At 69.7% G+C, this 15,812-nt stretch carries 14 protein-coding genes; 3 read left to right on the plus strand and 11 right to left on the minus strand.

Annotated features, from left to right (window positions below; all coding sequences use genetic code 11):
- Positions 1 to 19 precede the first annotated feature (19 nt).
- The 7 genes from ACIQF0_RS16545 to ACIQF0_RS16575 are packed head-to-tail and all read right to left on the minus strand — an operon-like array spanning position 20 to position 7,026.
- Positions 20 to 937 carry an aldo/keto reductase gene (locus ACIQF0_RS16545; RefSeq protein WP_401030281.1) on the minus strand — a complete coding sequence of 306 codons (918 nt, stop codon included), beginning with the start codon at positions 935 to 937 and terminating at the stop codon, positions 20 to 22.
- The gene (locus ACIQF0_RS16550) at positions 937 to 1,968 is read right to left on the minus strand and encodes an endonuclease/exonuclease/phosphatase family protein (RefSeq protein ID WP_401030283.1); all 1,032 of its coding nucleotides are present in this window, start codon (positions 1,966 to 1,968) and stop codon (positions 937 to 939) included. The genes ACIQF0_RS16545 and ACIQF0_RS16550 overlap by 1 nt, the downstream gene beginning before the upstream one ends.
- The gene (locus tag ACIQF0_RS16555; protein ID WP_401030285.1) at positions 1,968 to 2,990 is read right to left on the minus strand and encodes an NAD-dependent epimerase/dehydratase family protein; all 1,023 of its coding nucleotides are present in this window, start codon (positions 2,988 to 2,990) and stop codon (positions 1,968 to 1,970) included. Before ACIQF0_RS16555 ends, ACIQF0_RS16550 begins: the two co-directional genes overlap by 1 nt.
- Positions 2,987 to 4,126, minus strand: a complete 1,140-nt coding sequence (locus tag ACIQF0_RS16560) for a glycosyltransferase family 4 protein (RefSeq protein WP_401030287.1) — start codon at positions 4,124 to 4,126, stop codon at positions 2,987 to 2,989. Before ACIQF0_RS16560 ends, ACIQF0_RS16555 begins: the two co-directional genes overlap by 4 nt.
- On the minus strand, positions 4,123 to 5,061 hold the full coding sequence (locus ACIQF0_RS16565; protein ID WP_401030289.1) for a lysylphosphatidylglycerol synthase domain-containing protein: 939 nt from the start codon (positions 5,059 to 5,061) through the stop codon (positions 4,123 to 4,125). The genes ACIQF0_RS16560 and ACIQF0_RS16565 overlap by 4 nt, the downstream gene beginning before the upstream one ends.
- Positions 5,058 to 6,044 carry a glycosyltransferase family 2 protein gene (locus ACIQF0_RS16570; RefSeq protein ID WP_401030291.1) on the minus strand — a complete coding sequence of 329 codons (987 nt, stop codon included), beginning with the start codon at positions 6,042 to 6,044 and terminating at the stop codon, positions 5,058 to 5,060. The genes ACIQF0_RS16565 and ACIQF0_RS16570 overlap by 4 nt, the downstream gene beginning before the upstream one ends.
- 10 nt (positions 6,045 to 6,054) lie before the next feature.
- Entirely contained in the window at positions 6,055 to 7,026 is a 972-nt protein-coding gene (locus ACIQF0_RS16575; RefSeq protein WP_401030292.1) for a UbiA prenyltransferase family protein, read from the minus strand.
- A gap of 198 nt (positions 7,027 to 7,224) precedes the next feature.
- On the opposite strand from ACIQF0_RS16575, the gene ACIQF0_RS16580 reads away from it, so the two are divergent.
- On the plus strand, positions 7,225 to 7,953 hold the full coding sequence (locus ACIQF0_RS16580; RefSeq protein ID WP_401030294.1) for a BTAD domain-containing putative transcriptional regulator: 729 nt from the start codon (positions 7,225 to 7,227) through the stop codon (positions 7,951 to 7,953).
- A gap of 10 nt (positions 7,954 to 7,963) precedes the next feature.
- On the opposite strand, the gene ACIQF0_RS16585 is transcribed toward ACIQF0_RS16580, so the two are convergent.
- Together ACIQF0_RS16585 and ACIQF0_RS16590 are read right to left on the minus strand one after the other, a co-directional pair.
- Positions 7,964 to 8,647 carry a polysaccharide deacetylase family protein gene (locus ACIQF0_RS16585; RefSeq protein WP_401030296.1) on the minus strand — a complete coding sequence of 228 codons (684 nt, stop codon included), beginning with the start codon at positions 8,645 to 8,647 and terminating at the stop codon, positions 7,964 to 7,966.
- 183 nt (positions 8,648 to 8,830) lie between these two features.
- Positions 8,831 to 11,596: a BTAD domain-containing putative transcriptional regulator gene (locus ACIQF0_RS16590; RefSeq protein WP_401030298.1), complete on the minus strand. Its 2,766-nt coding sequence runs from the start codon at positions 11,594 to 11,596 to the stop codon at positions 8,831 to 8,833.
- Between the two features lie 122 nt (positions 11,597 to 11,718).
- Between ACIQF0_RS16590 and ACIQF0_RS16595 the strand changes: the two genes are divergently transcribed.
- Entirely contained in the window at positions 11,719 to 12,732 is a 1,014-nt protein-coding gene (locus ACIQF0_RS16595; RefSeq protein WP_360048675.1) for an ADP-ribosylglycohydrolase family protein, read from the plus strand.
- A gap of 175 nt (positions 12,733 to 12,907) precedes the next feature.
- Positions 12,908 to 14,467 (plus strand): purine-cytosine permease family protein, encoded by a 1,560-nt coding sequence (locus tag ACIQF0_RS16600; protein WP_401030300.1) that lies wholly within the window; start codon positions 12,908 to 12,910, stop codon positions 14,465 to 14,467.
- Positions 14,468 to 14,569: 102 nt separating this feature from the next.
- On the opposite strand, the gene ACIQF0_RS16605 is transcribed toward ACIQF0_RS16600, so the two are convergent.
- Positions 14,570 to 15,304, minus strand: coding sequence for an FAD:protein FMN transferase (locus ACIQF0_RS16605; protein ID WP_401030302.1), 735 nt, complete (start codon positions 15,302 to 15,304; stop codon positions 14,570 to 14,572).
- 5 nt (positions 15,305 to 15,309) lie between these two features.
- Complete coding sequence (locus ACIQF0_RS16610; protein ID WP_401030304.1) at positions 15,310 to 15,807, minus strand: FMN-binding protein; 498 nt, start codon at positions 15,805 to 15,807, stop codon at positions 15,310 to 15,312.
- Between the last annotated feature and the right edge of the window lie 5 nt (positions 15,808 to 15,812).

Below are 15,812 nucleotides of genomic sequence, written 5' to 3' on the forward strand. Positions count from 1 at the left end.
CCCGCCCCGCCCCCACGGGTCAGGCGACGTCGAGCCGCCTGACCTGATCCGCGTCGAGCCGGACGTCCGCGGCCGCCAGGCACTCGTCCAGTTGCTCGACCGTGCTCACGCCCAGGACCGGCACGATCCCGGCAGCGAGCAGCCAGGCCAGCACCACCTGGTTCGCCGTGGCGCCGGTCTCCGCCGCCACCTCGTGCAGCACGGCGAGCCGGGCCGGCGAACCCTCGTGCCGGTATGCGGATCCCGGCTTCTTGTCCGCGCGCGTGTAGGCGCCGCCGGCCAGCGATGAGTACGCCAGCAGCGTCACGGCGGATTCGGCGCGGACGTAGTCCAGCAACTCCGGCGTCACGTGTTCTTGGACGCCGAAGTCCGCCCACGGCCTCGGCCGCAGGTAGGTGTAGCGCTGCTGGATCGCGGTGTAGCCCTCCCAGCCCTGCGCGGCCGCGACGGCGCGAGCCCGTTCCAGCCTCCACGGCTGGTGGTTGCTGCAGCCGGCCCGCGCGATCTTGCCCTCGGTGAGGAGGGCCCCGAACGTTCCGACGGTCTCCTCCAGCGACACCGAACGGTCGTCGACGTGCGCGTAGTAGAGCCCGATCCGGTCGACGCCGAGCCGCTTGAGCGATGCGTCCACACCGGCGCGGATCACCTTCTCGGACAAGCCTTCCGCGGCGTCCAGGCCGCGGGTGACGTCCGTGGGCATGGCGCCCACCTTGGTCGCGACGACCAAGTCCTCGTGGCTGCGGGCGGCGATCCACCGCCCCAGCAACGCCTCGCTCTCGCCGCCCTCACCGCCGTCGGTCCAGAAGGCGTAGTTGTTGGAGGTGTCGAGGAACGTGCCACCCGACTCCGCGAAGCGGTCCAGGACGGCGAACGACGTCTCGTCGTCCACCGTTGTACCGAAGAACATCGTCCCCAGGCAGAACACCGTTTCCCCCATCATTCAACGGTCATGACCAAACTCTGAGCATAGTGGTCCGACATTCCCTCGGGATCGGTGAACTCGTAGGTGTGCACCTTCAGCCGGCGCGTGAAAACCCAGTCGAGACGCCAGAACCGCAACCCCGACTCCGCGTTCCACGACACCGGGTAGAGCGAGCGGTTGGCACCGATCGCATCCGTCGCCACGGCACGCATCCGGTCGATGTCACCCATGATCGGGCTGGTGTTGAAGTCACCGGCCACCAACGACGGTGCGGGGTTGTTCCCGATGTCACCGGTCAGCTGGTCGAACTGCATCCGGCGGCCCGCCGACCGTTCCCGGAAGAACCGGTAGAACTCGCTCGTCAGCGGCGATCGCGGGTCCATCTGCACCAGGATGTGCACGTTGTACAAAGTCAACGGCCCACGCGGGGTCAGCACGTCCACACGCATCAGTTCAGCTGCGTGTTCCATTCCCTCGTCGACGTCGATCGGAGGTACTGAGACGACCGGGAACCGCGACAGCGTCACGAGCTCACCCCGCACCACCACGTGGTAACCGGGAAACTCCTGACGGATGCGTGCCTCCTGATCCGTCGGCGTGATGACCCCGTCATAGCTGTGAATGTGTTCCTGCAGCAGGTACACGTCTGCGTTCTGTCGTTTCAGGAACTCGTAGAAGTGCGCGGGATCGTCCTTCTGGTCCCAGTACTGGGTGTTCCAGGTGAACACACGCACCCCGTCGGCGGGGGCGGCGGGGGACGGCAGCACCGCGGCGGGGTTCAGCCCGGACTGGTCCGCGCACACCACGAGCGTGGCGACGACCACCAGCAACGCCACCCGGCCCGCCCTGATCAGCAGGACCGCGACCAGCAGGAGCAGCGGCACCACGACGAGCACCAGCGGCGGCGCCATCGTCGGCACCAGCCAGAACCACCACCGTCCGTCGAAGATCTCGTGCAGCAGCACGAAGACCGCCCACGCCGCCACGAGTCCGATCACGAGCCGGGCGAGCAGGCGAGAGCGCCTGCGTTCGACCACCTCGGTCATCAGAAGAGCGCCTTCGCCAGCCGCAGCGCGCCCTGCCGCCACGGATCCCGATGTGACCGTCCTGAGTGGACTTTCCTGGTCCACACGTGCTCGCGATACCACTCGTAGGTCCGCAGCAGCGAGTCCACGTTCGAGTACTTCGGCGCGAAGCCGAGAACCCGCTCCGCCTTCTCCGTGCAGACGAACGAGTCCTCGGTCAGCTTGTGCGCCAGCCTTTGGTAGACCGGTGACAGCCGGAGCACCTCGAGCACTCGCAGCGCACCGAGTGCGGGCCTCACGGGAACCGACACCACGCGGCCTCCGTGCCCGGCCGCGTCGAGCACGGACTGGAACTCCTCGCGCAGGGTGGTGAACCGGGTCGCGGCGACGTTGAACGTGTCGCCGACCTGGGCGGCCGGACCCGTCATCGCCGCGAGCACCGCGTCGCACAGGTCGTCGACGTCGAGCATCTGGCAGCGCACGTCCCCGGACCCCAGCACCGGGAAGCTCCTGCCCTCCTGCGCCCACTCGAAGAGCATCGCGAAGATGCCGAGCCGTTGCGGCCCCAGGAACGTCTTGGGGCGCAGCACCGGCACGCACATGCCGTCCGCGCGGAACTCCGCGCAGATCGCCTCCGCCGCGATCTTCGCCCGGTTGTAGGGATCGACCGCGTCGAGCGAGTGGTTCTCGGGAGTGGGCCGTCGCTCCGGCAGACCGTAGACGGCGGTCGACGAGAGGTGCACGAACCGCTCGACTCCATTGCGCCGGGCCGCTTCCAGCACGGTCCTGGTGCCGCCGACGTCGACGGACCTGATCTCCTCCGCGCTGTGGCTCGGCAACGCGGCCGCGCAGTGCACGACGGCCTCGGCGCCGCGCGTCAGGTCGCGCACCAGCCCGGCGTCGCGGATGTCGCCCACGACGTCGCGGTGCGCGCCCGCTCCGGGAACCACGTCGAGGCTCGTCACCTCGTGACCGGACTCCGCCAGGCGGCGCACCAGGTTGATCCCCAGCACTCCGGCGCCGCCCGTCACCAGCACCTTCACGCCGTCACCTCACGAACCACACGGACATCGGCCATGGCCTTCTCATAGGAGTCGAGGCAACTCTCGATGCCGAACGCCGCCAACGCCCGTGCGCTCGCGTCAGCTCGTTCCTCCGCACCGATCCGCGCCAGCCGCGGTAACGCCTCGGCGATGGCCACGTCGTCCCGTGGTTCCGTCAGCGCACCGAACCCCATGGCCTGCACCGGATAACGGCCACCGGGCAGGTTCGACGCGACCGGCGGCACTCCGGTGATCATGGCCTCGGCCTGCACGATGCCGAAGGACTCCACTGTGGACGGAAGCGAGAACACGTCGATGGACGCGTAGAAGTCGGCGATCTCGTCATCGCGGAGGTGCCCCAGCACCCGCACCCGAGGATCGGCGTCGATGGCGGCGCGCAACCGAGAGAGCACGCTGCCGCCCGCGACGTTGACGTGGTCACCCGCGATGAGCAGGCGCGCGGCCGGGTCGTCGATCCGGCGGAACGCCCTGAGCAGCACGTCGATGCCCTTCTCCTCGACGATGCGCCCCATGAACCCGACGTGCATGCCCGCACCGTCGCGGAAACGCGGCGTGCCACCCGTCCGGTCGAGGCACGGCGCGGGAATCGGCCGCAGATCACCCCGTTCGAGCAGCGGCGCCAGCTTCGAGTACCTGGCCTGGTCCAGGCTGTTGACCACGACGGCCGCGGACCGGCGCAGCGCCGTCCGCGACGAGACGTCCACCGCCGCAACCGCGACCCGGTTCACCAGGCCGGCGGGCAGCCACAGGTCGACGTGGTAGGTGCTGAGCACCGGTGTCGCGCCGCCGGCGAGCCGCGCGATGAGACCGGCCTCCAACATGGGCAGGTGCAGGTTCACCACGGCCGACTCGCGGGCGATCCTCGCCGCGACCCAGGGCAAGGACGGGCTGACCACGCCCCTGCTGATGCCGAGCACGACGGGACAGCGGACCACGTCGACACCGTTGACCGTCTCGCGGAGCGGTACCTTCCGGTCGTGCTGGGCACACACGACGACCACGCGGTGCCCACGGGCGGCAAGGCCTTCCGCGACCAGGCGGGCCGTCACGGTGAGACCGCTGACGTACGGGTAGTAGTAGTTGAGCACGATCGCCAGGTCGTACTTGCGCGTCATTTCCCTTTTCCTCCAGCGACTTTGGCCATGAGCACTACCACCGCGATGGTCGCCAGCTCGGCCACGACGTTCACGAGCCTGCTGGCGACCGCGACCACGCCCGCCGTCCCCACCGGCAGGACGCTCGCCAGTGCCAGCGTCAGCACCACTTCCCTCGCCCCCCACCCGTCCGGCAGCACGATCGCGAGACCGCCGACCGACGTGGCGAGCGCGAACCCGCCCACGCACACCGGCAACGAGGCGAGCACGGGCGCACCGAACAGCGCGGCGAGCGCCCAGAGGTGCACCCCTGCGACCAGCCACGCCGCGAGCTCCGCACCGATCGACCGGCGCAGACCGGAACTGGTCGCGTCAGCGGTCTCGATCGGCCTGCGGGCCTTCACCGACAGGTAGGTGACACACCGGTTCACGAGGTCCGGCCTGGCCAGCACCACGATGGTCAGCGCGACGGGCACGGCGAGCCAGACCGCCTGCCCGCGCAGGAGACTCGGCGCGACCAGCAGCCCCACCGCGAACCCGGTCAGCAGCACGACGACGAGGCTGATCAGGTAGGCAGCGGTCGTCACCGGACCGGGCACGCCGGCCGCCCTGCCCATCTGGACCTGGGCGAGCAGGCCCCAGACCCGGCCGGGGATGTACTTCCCGAGCATGCCGACGAAGAAGATCCGCGCGCTCGCCCACGTCCCCAGCGGCGGACCGAGGTCGACCACCAGCGCACGCCACGACACCATGCCGAGCACCAGCGCCAGGACCGCCGCCCCGAATGCCGCGAGCAAGTACGGCACCGCGTCGGCACGGGTGAGCGTGCCGAGGACTTCCCAGCCCTGCGACCGCAACGCGAGGAAGATCCCGGTCGCGGCCGCTCCGAGGAACAGCACCGTCACCACCGTGCGCACCGGTCCACGGCGCAGGCGTTCGGCCACCGCGGCCGTCATGCCGCGGCCACCGGCACGGCGGGCCGTCGTTTCGTCCGTGGCTTCAGCGCACCGGTGACGAGCCCTCCGACGAGGGCGACGTTCACCAGGAGATGGATCCCCGTGAACGCGCACAGGAATCCGAATCCCCTCTGCCGCAACACGAACAGGGACAGCTTCGGGTCGGCCACCGCGAAGGCCGCCACGGCCGCACCCGACACCGCCAGCGCGAACGGCCACACCAGGGCGGCCGGCAGCGCGCCGAAGGCGGCGGTGACGGCGATGACCCCGGCGAGACTGTTCGCTCCCGGCGCCTTCCTGCGCAGCCGGTGCGCCGCCGAGAACCGGGACAGCAGCTGCGACCGCCGGAACTGCTCGGACAGCACAGCGCGCAAGGAGCTCTCGTCGTCGTGCTTGCCCTCGTACTCGTCGGTGAGCCGGATCTCGCACAGGCCGATCAACCGCTCGCTGTACTCCACGTCCTCCGAGTCCCGCAGCGTCTCGTCGAACGGTCCTGCCTGCTCGAACACGCTGCGGCGCACCGCGCCCAGCGCGAAGAACGCCGTCGGCACCACACCGACGCTGCGCCTGCGCCAGAAATGGGAGTGCAGCGAGCGATACCACTCGATCACGCCGTCACCGAACAGCGGTTCCTTGGCGATGACCCCGTGCACGATGCCGCATTCCGGGTGCTCGTCGAGGATGCGTACCGCCGTCTCCAGCGCGTTGTGGCTGAGCTCGGTGTCCGAGTCCAGGAAGAACAACACGTCCCCGGTGCTGGCGGCGACGCCGAGGTTGCGCGCGACCGACACCCCGCCGTTGCCACCGCTTTCCACCAGCGTGCAGGGAAAGCGGCGGGCGACCTCGCGTGACCCGTCGGTGCTCGCGTCGTCGACGACGATCACCTCGTGCGGCGCGAGCGTCTGGTCGAAGACCGACCGCAGACATCCGCCGAGCGTCTTCTCGTAGTTGTAGTTCGGAATGATCACCGAGACGCGGGCCATGCCGGTCCTCTCACTTGAACGTGGCACCGAATGCTTCAACCAGGGCGGGCGAGCTCGTGAGCAGCGCCGCGGCCGCGACACCGGCGACGGCGAGCAGGCCGGAGGCCACCATTCCCCTGTCCCGCACCAGAATTCGGGTCGGATTGCCGCCGCCGCCCTCCACCGAGAGGATCTGCACGTAGCGGAAGAGTCCGAAGAGCACGAACGGCGTGCACAGCAGCAACGCGATCTCGCCGAACGGCTGCGTCACCGCGGAACTGCGCAGGTAGCCGACGAACGAGATCATCGTCAGCACCGCGGTCAACTGGGTGAGCTGGTCAGCGAAGTGCGTGGAGTACGCCCGCAACGAGGGCCGGTGCAACAACGCCGTCTCACCCGCCACAGCGAGTTCCGCCCTGCGCTTGCCGATGCTGAGCAGCAACGACACGGACAGCACGCCGAGCAGCAACCAGTTCGACAGCGCGAGACCCGCCACGACCGCGCCGAACAGGACGCGCAGCACGAACCCGCTGGCGACCACGAAGACGTCGACGATCGGGATGTGCTTGAGCCACAGGCTGTACGACACGCTGGTCACGAGGTAGATCCCCGCGGGCCACGCCGTGCGCCACGGCCCGGCCGCGAGCACCGCCACCAGCACGGCCGCGATCGCGGTGTTCAGCGCCAGCGCGCCGCGCACCGACACCCGGCCGGAGGCGATGGGACGAAACCGCTTCACCGGGTGCATCCGGTCCCGCTCGCGGTCGAGCAGGTCGTTGACGACGTAGATCAGGGCCGAGCAGCAGGTGAACACGAGCACCGCCCACCCGGTTCTGACGAGCGTCGGCGTCACCGTCCATCCTCCACCGACCAGTGGCAAAGCGGTCGCGAACACGTTCTTGGGCCATTGCCTCAACCGGACCAGCGAGACGACCTCGGCGACCAGCGGCCGCCGCGTCAGGCCGTCCACCGGGCCGGCCACAGCGGCTTCGGTAGTGGACATACCTCGACTCCCCCAAGTGAGATCAGCGGAGCCCCCAGGCGTCCGCTGTTCCCGACCTTGCCGGGCAGGTCATGACGGAACCATGACTGAATCTTGAACCGCAGGTCAGAAGACAACTATCCAAATCGGAGAGGAACTGTCGGCGGAAAGTGGCAGAGTTACCGGCGGGCGCATCGAATTCTGGGGGGAATCGCGGCTGTGAAAGTGAAACTGTTCGGACCTGTTGGTGTGGAGGTACGTGGCCACGAGGTCGATCTGGGGCCGGCCCGGCAACGAACGGTGCTGGCTGTTCTCGCGGCCAGTGCAGGTCATCCGGTGCACAAGTCCGCGCTGATCGACCGCGTGTGGGACGGTAATCCGCCCAACGAGGTCAACAACGTCGTCTACACCTATGTGGCGCGGTTGCGACGGCAATTGCGCATGACCGCACCACAGTTGACGATCGAGAGAAAAGCCGGTGGCTATGTGCTGTCCGGCCCGCTCCACGTCGATCTGCACGAATTCGGTCTGCTGCTGCGCATGTCACCTGCGGTGAGAACACCGGACGCAGTGCTCGCCGCGAGGCTGGACGAGGCACTGCGCCTGTCCGCCGAGCCGCTGCTCGCCGATTTGACCGGCACGTGGGTCGTGCAACTGCGGGAGTCCGCCGCGCGGCAACGCGTGACAGCGCTGATGCAGTGGACCGACGTCCAGGTGCGGCTCGGCAACACCGAGGAACCGGTCAACCGGTTGCAGGACGCTCTGTCCGCACAACCGCTGGCCGAGCCGCTGGTCGGCAGGCTGATGGTGGTGTTGCGGCACAACGGCCGCAACGCCGAGGCACTCGACTGCTACCAGACGGCTCGGCGCCGGATGATCGATGCCGTCGGCGCCGAGCCCGGTCCCGAACTGCGCGGGCTCTACCAGTCGATCCTGCGCACGGCCTGAGGCGGGCGGTTCACAGCGCCGTGAACCGCGTTCCTCCGTCCCGCAGCACGGGCAGCACCTGACTCAGCGCCGCCACCGTGCCGGACCGATCGCCACCTCCGTCGTGGCACAGCACGATGTCCCCCGGCCGGCTGCCGGCGATCACCTGCGCCACGTGCCCGGCGCCTGGTTCGTCCCAGTCCTTCGGATCGACGCTCCAGTCGACGGGCCTGAGCCCGTGCGCGCGGAGTTGTCGCAGCACCAGCGGCGACCAGTTGCCGCAGGGCGCGCGAAACCACTTCGGCGTCGTTCCCGTCACGTCCTCGATGCACCGCTGTGCGTCCGAGATCTCCCCTGCCAGCACCGATTTCGGCAGGGCGGCGAACGGTTGCCGGTGGTGCATCGTGTGGTTGCCGACCGAGTGCCCCTCGGCGACAATCCGCCTGGCCAGTCCCGGGTGGGCCCGGACCTCGCTCCCGATCAGGAAGAACGTCGCCCGGATCTCCTGACGCGCCAGCAGGTCGAGCAGTCGCGGTGTCCAGCGCGGGTGCGGGCCGTCGTCGACCGTCAGCGCCACTGCGCCGGACTCCGCACCCAGGTCACCGAGCACGCAGGCAGGACCGCCGCCCCGCGGAAGACCGGTTCGTTTGATCGCCGCCCACGCGGCGCCCAGGGCGTTCGCCCGCAGCACCGCCCACTTCGTCATTTCCCCCATGCACCGCAGGCTAGTGGCTCGGCTCCACGTGGCCCGGCGAAAAGAGGAAGGCCCGACCGGCATTCTCCCCCGAGTGCCGGTCGGGCCCTCCAGAAGCAGGCGCCTTACCCCCTCGGTAATCCCCCACTCGGCGGCCTGCTAGTCCAACATCCCATGCTTTGGGACCAGACGACTAAACGTCCGCTAAACCTCGGACGACAGTGAGTCCAAAGCGGCCCGCACCTCGACCGCACGGGCCGAGTTGACCTGCGCGTACAGGCGCAGCGCCTCCGTCAATTCCGCTGCTGCAGCAACCCATTCCGCCCGCCGGAGCAACACTCCGCCGAGCACGTGCCTGCCGAAGCCCTCGAGGTACGTGACCTCCGCCACGACGGCCTGGTCGACGACCTGGCGGGCCAGCGTCTCGGCCTGGTCCAGGGAGTCGGCCTGCAGGTGGAGTTCGGCGAGGTTGGCGAGACCGCGGATCAACGCCACGTTGTCGCCTGACCGCCGGTACACCTCGACGGCGTGGGCCTGGTGCTGCAGCGCGACTTCCACGTGGCCGCGGGCCTGTTCGACCTGTGCGACGTTGTTGAGCCCGTGCGCCTCGCCGACGATGTCGCCGGACTGCTGCGCGAGCTGGACGGACTCCCAGAAGTGCAGCAGCGCCTCGTCGTGCTGCTGCAGGCGGAACAGGACGTCGGCGAGCTGGGCGAGCGTCAGCACCAGGTACTGGCGCTCGCCCAGCTCGGTCGCGAGCCGGTGCGCGCGGCGAGCGTCCGGCAGCAGGACAGGACGTCCCAGCCGGGCGTTCGTCGTGTAGGTCGTGTCCAGCATGAGGATCTGTCCGAGGCGGCTCCCCGTCACCTCGGCCGCGGCCAGGCCGAACCCGACCAACGCCACCCACTCGCCGGTGAGTGCGCGCACGGTCGCGTAGGGGTGCAGCAGTCGCACGAGCTGCCACACCTGGTCGTGCAGGCCCCTTTCGGCGGACGCGTGCACGACCGCGACGATGTTGGGCCATTCCTGGTCGAACCAGTCGACGGGGTCGCCGAACGCCGGCAACGCCGTGGAACCGTTGTCCCCGAAGGCGAAGTCCAGGCCGTCACGCGCCGGTCGGATGGCGCGGCGGACGTGGTCGCACGCGACGAGGTAGTAGTTCACCAGGCGCCGCAACGAGTCCAGGTCCGGGCGGCCCGCTCCCCGCACGTACAGGCGCACCAGCTCGTGCATCGTGAAGCCGTCCGGCCACGGTTCGACCAGCAGGTTGACCCCGACGAGCTGGGCCAGCCGGGATCGGGCGGACTCGACCTGGATGCGGGTGAGCGCGGCGACCGCGTGAGGAGACATCCAGCGGCCGGGCGCGAGGCCGACGGACTGGAAGACCTCGCCCAGTTCGGACGGCAGGTCGCGGGTCGACAGGTCCAGCGCCCGCGACACCCCGACGCCCGCCTCTGGCAGGTCGAGGCCGCGCATCCGCTGCCCGTCGTCGGCCAGTTCGCCCACGAGCTCCTCGACCGTCCACTCCGGACTGATCACGAGCTTCGCGGCGGCCACCCGCAACGCGAGGGGCAGCCCTCCGCACAGTTCGGCGAGCTTGCGGGCGGCCACCGGGTCCTCCGACGACAGCGGCCTGCCCAGCACGTCGTCCACCAGCGCACGGGCCGCCTCGTCGTCCAGCGGGCCGAGCTTGCGCACGCGGGCGCTGTTGGTGACGACGAGCCGTTCCATGTGGGACCGCGACGTCACCAGCACCACCGAGCCCGAACCGGGCGGCAGCAGCGGCTGGACCTGCTCGAACGACGTCGCGTCGTCCAGCACCACCAGCACGCGGCGGCGGTTGAGCAGCGAGCGGTACAGCCCGACGCGGTCCTCGACGCCGACCGGCACGCCGTCCGCCGGCACGCCCATCGCCACCAGGAACCGGGTCAGCACCTCGCCCGGCTCGGTGTCGCCCAGCGAGGCGAACAGCACGCCGTGCGGGAACATCTCGGAGTTCTCGTGCCCCCACGTGATCGCGAGGGCGCTCTTGCCGACACCGGGCGCGCCGGTCAGCACGGCCACCGACGTGGCGAGGAGATTGCGGGTCGAGCACACGTTGTCGAGCCACGACCTGTCGTCGTCACGGCCGAACAGCCTCGACGCGGACGCGGGCAGCAAGGCGGGGGCCACGATCCCGGCGCGCGGGGCTACGGGACGCGACTCGACCGGGCCGGTCACGCTCAACGACGGGTCGTCGCGCAGCACCTGCTCGTGCAGCGACCGCAGCTGCGGGCCGGGATCGATGCCCAGCTCCTCGACGGCGCGGCGCTGGAACCGTTGGTAGGCCTCAAGAGCGTCGGCACGCTGACCGGACCGGTACGAGGCGCGCATGCTGTGGGCGACCAGGCGTTCCCGGAACGGGTACTCGGTGCACAGCCCGCGCAGCTCGCCGACCAGTTCCAGGTGGCGGCCGAGTTCGAGCTCGGCGTCGATGCGTTCTTCCAACGCCGACAGCCGCAGCTCTTCCAGATCCGACGTCATCGGGTCGCCGGGCACGTCCGCGAGCACCGGCCCGCGCCACAGCCCCAGCGCCTCGCGCAACAGGCCCGCCCTGATGGCGGCGGGCTTGCCGCGCGACGACGCCACGAGCTGCCGGGCGCGGTGCAGGTCGAGCCGCCACGGGTCGACGGCCAGCTGGTAGCCCGTCGGCGTGGTGCGGATCGTCGCGGAGCCCGCGGGATCGGACTCCTCCAGCACCTTGCGCAGCCGTGAGACGTAGCCGTGCACGATCGTCCGCGCGGTGGCCGGAGGCGTGTCCGTCCACAGCGCGTCGACGATCTGGTCGATCGAGACGGGTCGGTTCGCCTCGACGACCAGCATGGCCAGCAGTCCGCGCATGCCACGGCGGCCCAGTTGGACGAGACGTCCGTCCGCGAGCACCTGGAGTGGACCGAGCACGCCGAACTCGAGTCCGGTTTTGCTCCGCATGCCCCTCCTCCGGTGCGCTGACCTCGTCACTTCAGAAGGTGCGCAAGCCCGAGTCTCAGATACAAGTACGGCCCAAGTTCGCGGGACGCTACTGTTCACACGTGCCGCGAGATCGAAATACCGTGGTTGACCGCGGCGCCGGGTGTCTCCTCGGCGGCGCCCTCGGCGATGCCCTCGGTGCCCCCGTGCAGTACCTCGGCTGGGCCGACATCCAGCGCGAACACGGCCCAGAGGGCGTGCTGGGGCCACCGAAGCCTGCGCTCTTCACGGACGACACCCAGCTGACCCTCTTCACCGCCGACGGCTATCTGCGCGCCTGGGTGCGCGGGAAGCGGACCGGCGACTGGGAACCGTCGGAGATGGTCTGGCACAGCTACCGGCGCTGGCTGATCACCCAGCAGCAGCCGGCGCCCGAGCGGGGCGCGATCGGACTGCTCGCCGACGAACGGCTGTACGAGAGCCGCTCGCCGGGCCTGACCTGCCTGCGCGCGCTGGCCGCCGAGACACCGTCCACTCCGGAGAACCCGCACAACGAGTCGTCCGGCTGCAACGGCGTCACGCGCACGGCCCCCGCGGGCTTCGCGCCGTCCGCCGCGATCGCCTACGACCTCGGCTGCCGGTTCGCCGCGCTCACGCACGGCGGCACGGGCGGCTGGGTGTCCGGCGGCGCGCTGGCGTTGCTGGTGCACCTGCTCGCCGTGAAGGCCAGGCCGTTGCGCGAGGCGATCGACCAGGTCATCGGCCGCGTGCTGCGCGACGACACGTACACGGCGACGGTGCTGACCCGGGCCGTGGTGCTGGCGGACGACCACGACGGCTCTTCACCCGTGCGCGTCGACCGGCTCGGCAGCGGCTGGACCGGCCCGGAAGCGCTGGCCATCGCGGTCTACACCGTGCTGACGCACCCGAAGCCGTCGCAGTTCGTGGACGCGATGCGTGCCGCCGCCAACCACTCCGGCGGCAGCGACGCCACGGCGGCGTTGACCGGCAACGTGCTCGGCGCGTTGCACGGCACCGACGCGCTGCCCCGCGACTGGCTGATGGGGCTGGAGATGGTGGACGTGCTGGACGCGATGGGCCGCGATCTGGGCATGTCCGCGGTGAACCTGGACTTCAACGAGGACCGGTACGCGTAATCGCGAGTTCGTGCCGGCTTCTCGACGAACTCGCCGCCGTCTGCGGAGCAGCGGCCCACAAGCACAGGATGTTTCGTCCAACTGAGCGTTGAAGGTTGGACGAAACATCCAGTGTTCGCAGGTCATCGGGGCTTTGTAGCGTCGGCGCACCATCCCGCCGCGTCAGGAGCCGCTCATGGCCGAGACACCCTCACTGACCCAGGTAGAGACGAACGGCATCGAGCGGATCCCCGACGAGGAACGCACCGCGACCCCGTTCGACCTGTTCCGGCTCGCGTTCGGCGGCGCCAACACGTTCTCGACGTGCGTGCTCGGCGCGTTCCCGATCCTCTTCGGACTGTCGTTCTGGCAGGGCCTGGCCGCGACGCTGCTCGGCGTTCTCGCCGGGGCGTTGATCCTGTGCCCGATGGCGATCTTCGGGCCGGTCAACGGCACGAACAACGCGGTCTCGTCGTCGGCACACCTGGGCGTACACGGCCGGATCGTCGGCTCGTTCCTGTCGCTGCTGACGGCGGTGGCGTTCTTCTCGCTCGCCGTCTGGAGCTCCGGTGACGCGCTGGTCGGCGGCGCGAATCGGCTGTTCGGGATGCCGCGCAGCACCCTCGCCTACGCGGCGGCGTACGCGGTGTTCGCCGGGCTCGTGCTCGTCGTGTGCACGTACGGGTTCCGGTTCATGCTCTTCGTCAACAAGATCGCGGTCGTCTCGGCGACGCTGCTGTTCCTGCTGGGTGCGGTGGCCTTCGCGGGCGACTTCGACCCGTCGTACGCGGGCATGGCGATGACCGAGGACATGTTCTGGCCGGCGTTCATCGGCTCGGCGCTGATCGTGCTGTCGAACCCCGTGTCGTTCGGCGCGTTCCTCGGTGACTGGTCTCGCTACATCCCGGCGAGCACCCCGCATCGCCGGGTGGTCGCCGCCGCGTTCCTCTCCCAGGTCGCGACGCTGGTGCCGTTCGTGTTCGGTCTCGCGACGGCCAGCATCATCGCGACCAAGGCACCGTCCTATGTGGATCCGGCTGCCCAGGACTTCGTCGGCGGGCTGCTCGCGATCGCACCGCAGTGGTTCTTCCTGCCGGTCTGCCTGCTCGCCCTGATCGGCGGGATGTCCACCGGCACGACCGCGCTCTACGGCACCGGGCTGGACTTCTCGAGCGTGTTCCCGCGGCTGTCGCGCGTGCAGGCCACGGTGCTGGTCGGCACGCTCGCGATCGTCTTCATCTTCCTCGGCCGGTTCGGGTTCGACCTGGTGCGCAGCATCTCCACGTTCGCGACGTTGATCATCACCTGCACCGTCCCGTGGATGGTCGTGATGATGCTGGGCCTGTTCACCCGGCGCGGCTGGTACGACCCGGAGGCGCTGCAGGTGTTCAACCGGCGGCAGAGCGGTGGCCGGTACTGGTTCGCGCACGGCTGGAACTGGCGCGGCATGACGGCGTGGTGGGTCGCGGCGGTCGTGGGCGTGCTGTTCACGAACATCCCGGGGCAGTTCGTCGGGCCGCTGGGTGATCTCGCCGGTGGCGTCGACGTCAGCCTGCTGCTGTCGATCGCGGTCGCCGCGGTGCTGTTCCTGGTGCTGCTCTTCGTTTTCCCCGAACCGCGCGCGGCCTACGGTCCCGCCGGCGCGCGGCTCGTGCCCACCGCGGACGTCGAAGTCCCGGAGATCACCGGAAAACAGGAACAGCCCGTGGGGAGCGCTCCCGAATTCGCTCGTCCACAGGCTGTTCCGCACGAGTAGTTGGTCAACAGCAGGCCGGGTCTTGCCCCGAGCGCGAGCTCCGATCCAGCTCTTGATCAACGAAAACGTGCCCCGGAGTCAAGGCTCCGTTGGGCGAGCATGTTAACAGATGTGTACGGGAAGTCCAGGGCTCGAGAAGACGCGACGGTCTTCGTCGACGATGAAGACCTCGCAGTCCTCCTGCTCCGCCGCCCACTCGATTCCGTCCCTGCCCAGCGCGAACGCCGCTGTGGCAGTGGTATCCGCGATCGCGAGGTCGTCGGAGAAAACCGTGACCGAAAGAATTCCCGAGACCGGCTGACCGGTGCGGCCGTCCAGGATGTGCTGCCCGCGTTCGTACAACGCTGACGTGGCAACGGCTCCGTCCCGCACGCCGAGCACGACGCTGAGCTGGTCGGCGAGATCGGGATGCCGAACGCCGACGCGCCAAGGCTTTCCCGGCTCGGGCTCGCCGGCCGTCACCACGTCGCCGCCCGCGTTCACGCAGAACGTCGTGGCGCCGCCCTCGCGCAGCATGTCCGCCGCCCGTTGCACGGCCCAGCCCTTCACCACCGCGCACGGGTCGAGCCCGCGTCCCGGCACCCGTGCCGTGAACGCGCCGCCCGTCGACTCCTCGTACCAGTCGCACAGCGCGAGAACCTCCACCAGATCCGGGGTGAGCTCTTCCCTGGTGAGCTCACCCCGGTCCAGCCGGGACACCTCGCTGTCGGGCTTGAACGGCGAGAACCGGGCGTCCGCCTCGCGCAGCCAGGCGAACGCCCGCTCGGCCAGCGCGGCGTCGCCGTCACGGAGGTCCACCGAGATCGGCAGCCCCATGATGTGCTCGACGCGCCGCACCGCCACTACTTCGCCCCGTCGAGTGCGGCCTGGAGCGACTTCTTGTAGCCCTCGGAGGTCGCGGTCGCGCCGGAGACCGTGTCGATGTCCGCGCTCTGCGCCTTCAGCGCCGACTGCTTCAGCAGCGGCAACGCCATCCTGGTCGGGTCGCTGTTGGGCGCCCGCAACGCCTTCACGTCGATGATCTTGGTGCCCTGCAGCGTCACCTGCACCTGCACGGTGCCCTCGGACGTGTTCACCGCGGGCCCTGGCACGGTGCGGTTCTGGGCCTGCTGCTGGGTCTGCTGTTGCTGGGTCGTGGTCTTGGGCGCGGCGCCCGTCGTCTTCGGCGCGGAACCGGTGGTCTTCGGGACCGTCTGCTGGGTGGTCTGCTGCTGCTGTTCCTGGGTCGGCGCCGCCGCGACCTCGTTGATCTCGCCCTCGTGCGCCGCACCCGGCGAGTAGATCCAGACCGGAACGAGGCCGGCCACGCTCAGTGCCAGAACGGGAATTGCCCTCTTCACGTCGT

Origin of the sequence: Lentzea sp. NPDC092896 (assembly GCF_044754905.1) — a bacterium.
Lineage (GTDB): Bacteria > Actinomycetota > Actinomycetes > Mycobacteriales > Pseudonocardiaceae > Lentzea.

Coding starts and splice junctions, on each gene's coding strand:
- ACIQF0_RS16545 (WP_401030281.1), bottom strand. CDS start 937: ATGGGGGAAACGGTGTTCTGCCTGGGGACGATGTTCTTCGGTACAACG.
- ACIQF0_RS16550 (WP_401030283.1), bottom strand. CDS start 1,968: ATGACCGAGGTGGTCGAACGCAGGCGCTCTCGCCTGCTCGCCCGGCTC.
- ACIQF0_RS16560 (WP_401030287.1), bottom strand. CDS start 4,126: ATGACGCGCAAGTACGACCTGGCGATCGTGCTCAACTACTACTACCCG.
- ACIQF0_RS16565 (WP_401030289.1), bottom strand. CDS start 5,061: ATGACGGCCGCGGTGGCCGAACGCCTGCGCCGTGGACCGGTGCGCACG.
- ACIQF0_RS16570 (WP_401030291.1), bottom strand. CDS start 6,044: ATGGCCCGCGTCTCGGTGATCATTCCGAACTACAACTACGAGAAGACG.
- ACIQF0_RS16575 (WP_401030292.1), bottom strand. CDS start 7,026: ATGTCCACTACCGAAGCCGCTGTGGCCGGCCCGGTGGACGGCCTGACG.
- ACIQF0_RS16585 (WP_401030296.1), bottom strand. CDS start 8,647: ATGGGGGAAATGACGAAGTGGGCGGTGCTGCGGGCGAACGCCCTGGGC.
- ACIQF0_RS16590 (WP_401030298.1), bottom strand. CDS start 11,596: ATGCGGAGCAAAACCGGACTCGAGTTCGGCGTGCTCGGTCCACTCCAG.
- ACIQF0_RS16600 (WP_401030300.1), top strand. CDS start 12,908: ATGGCCGAGACACCCTCACTGACCCAGGTAGAGACGAACGGCATCGAG.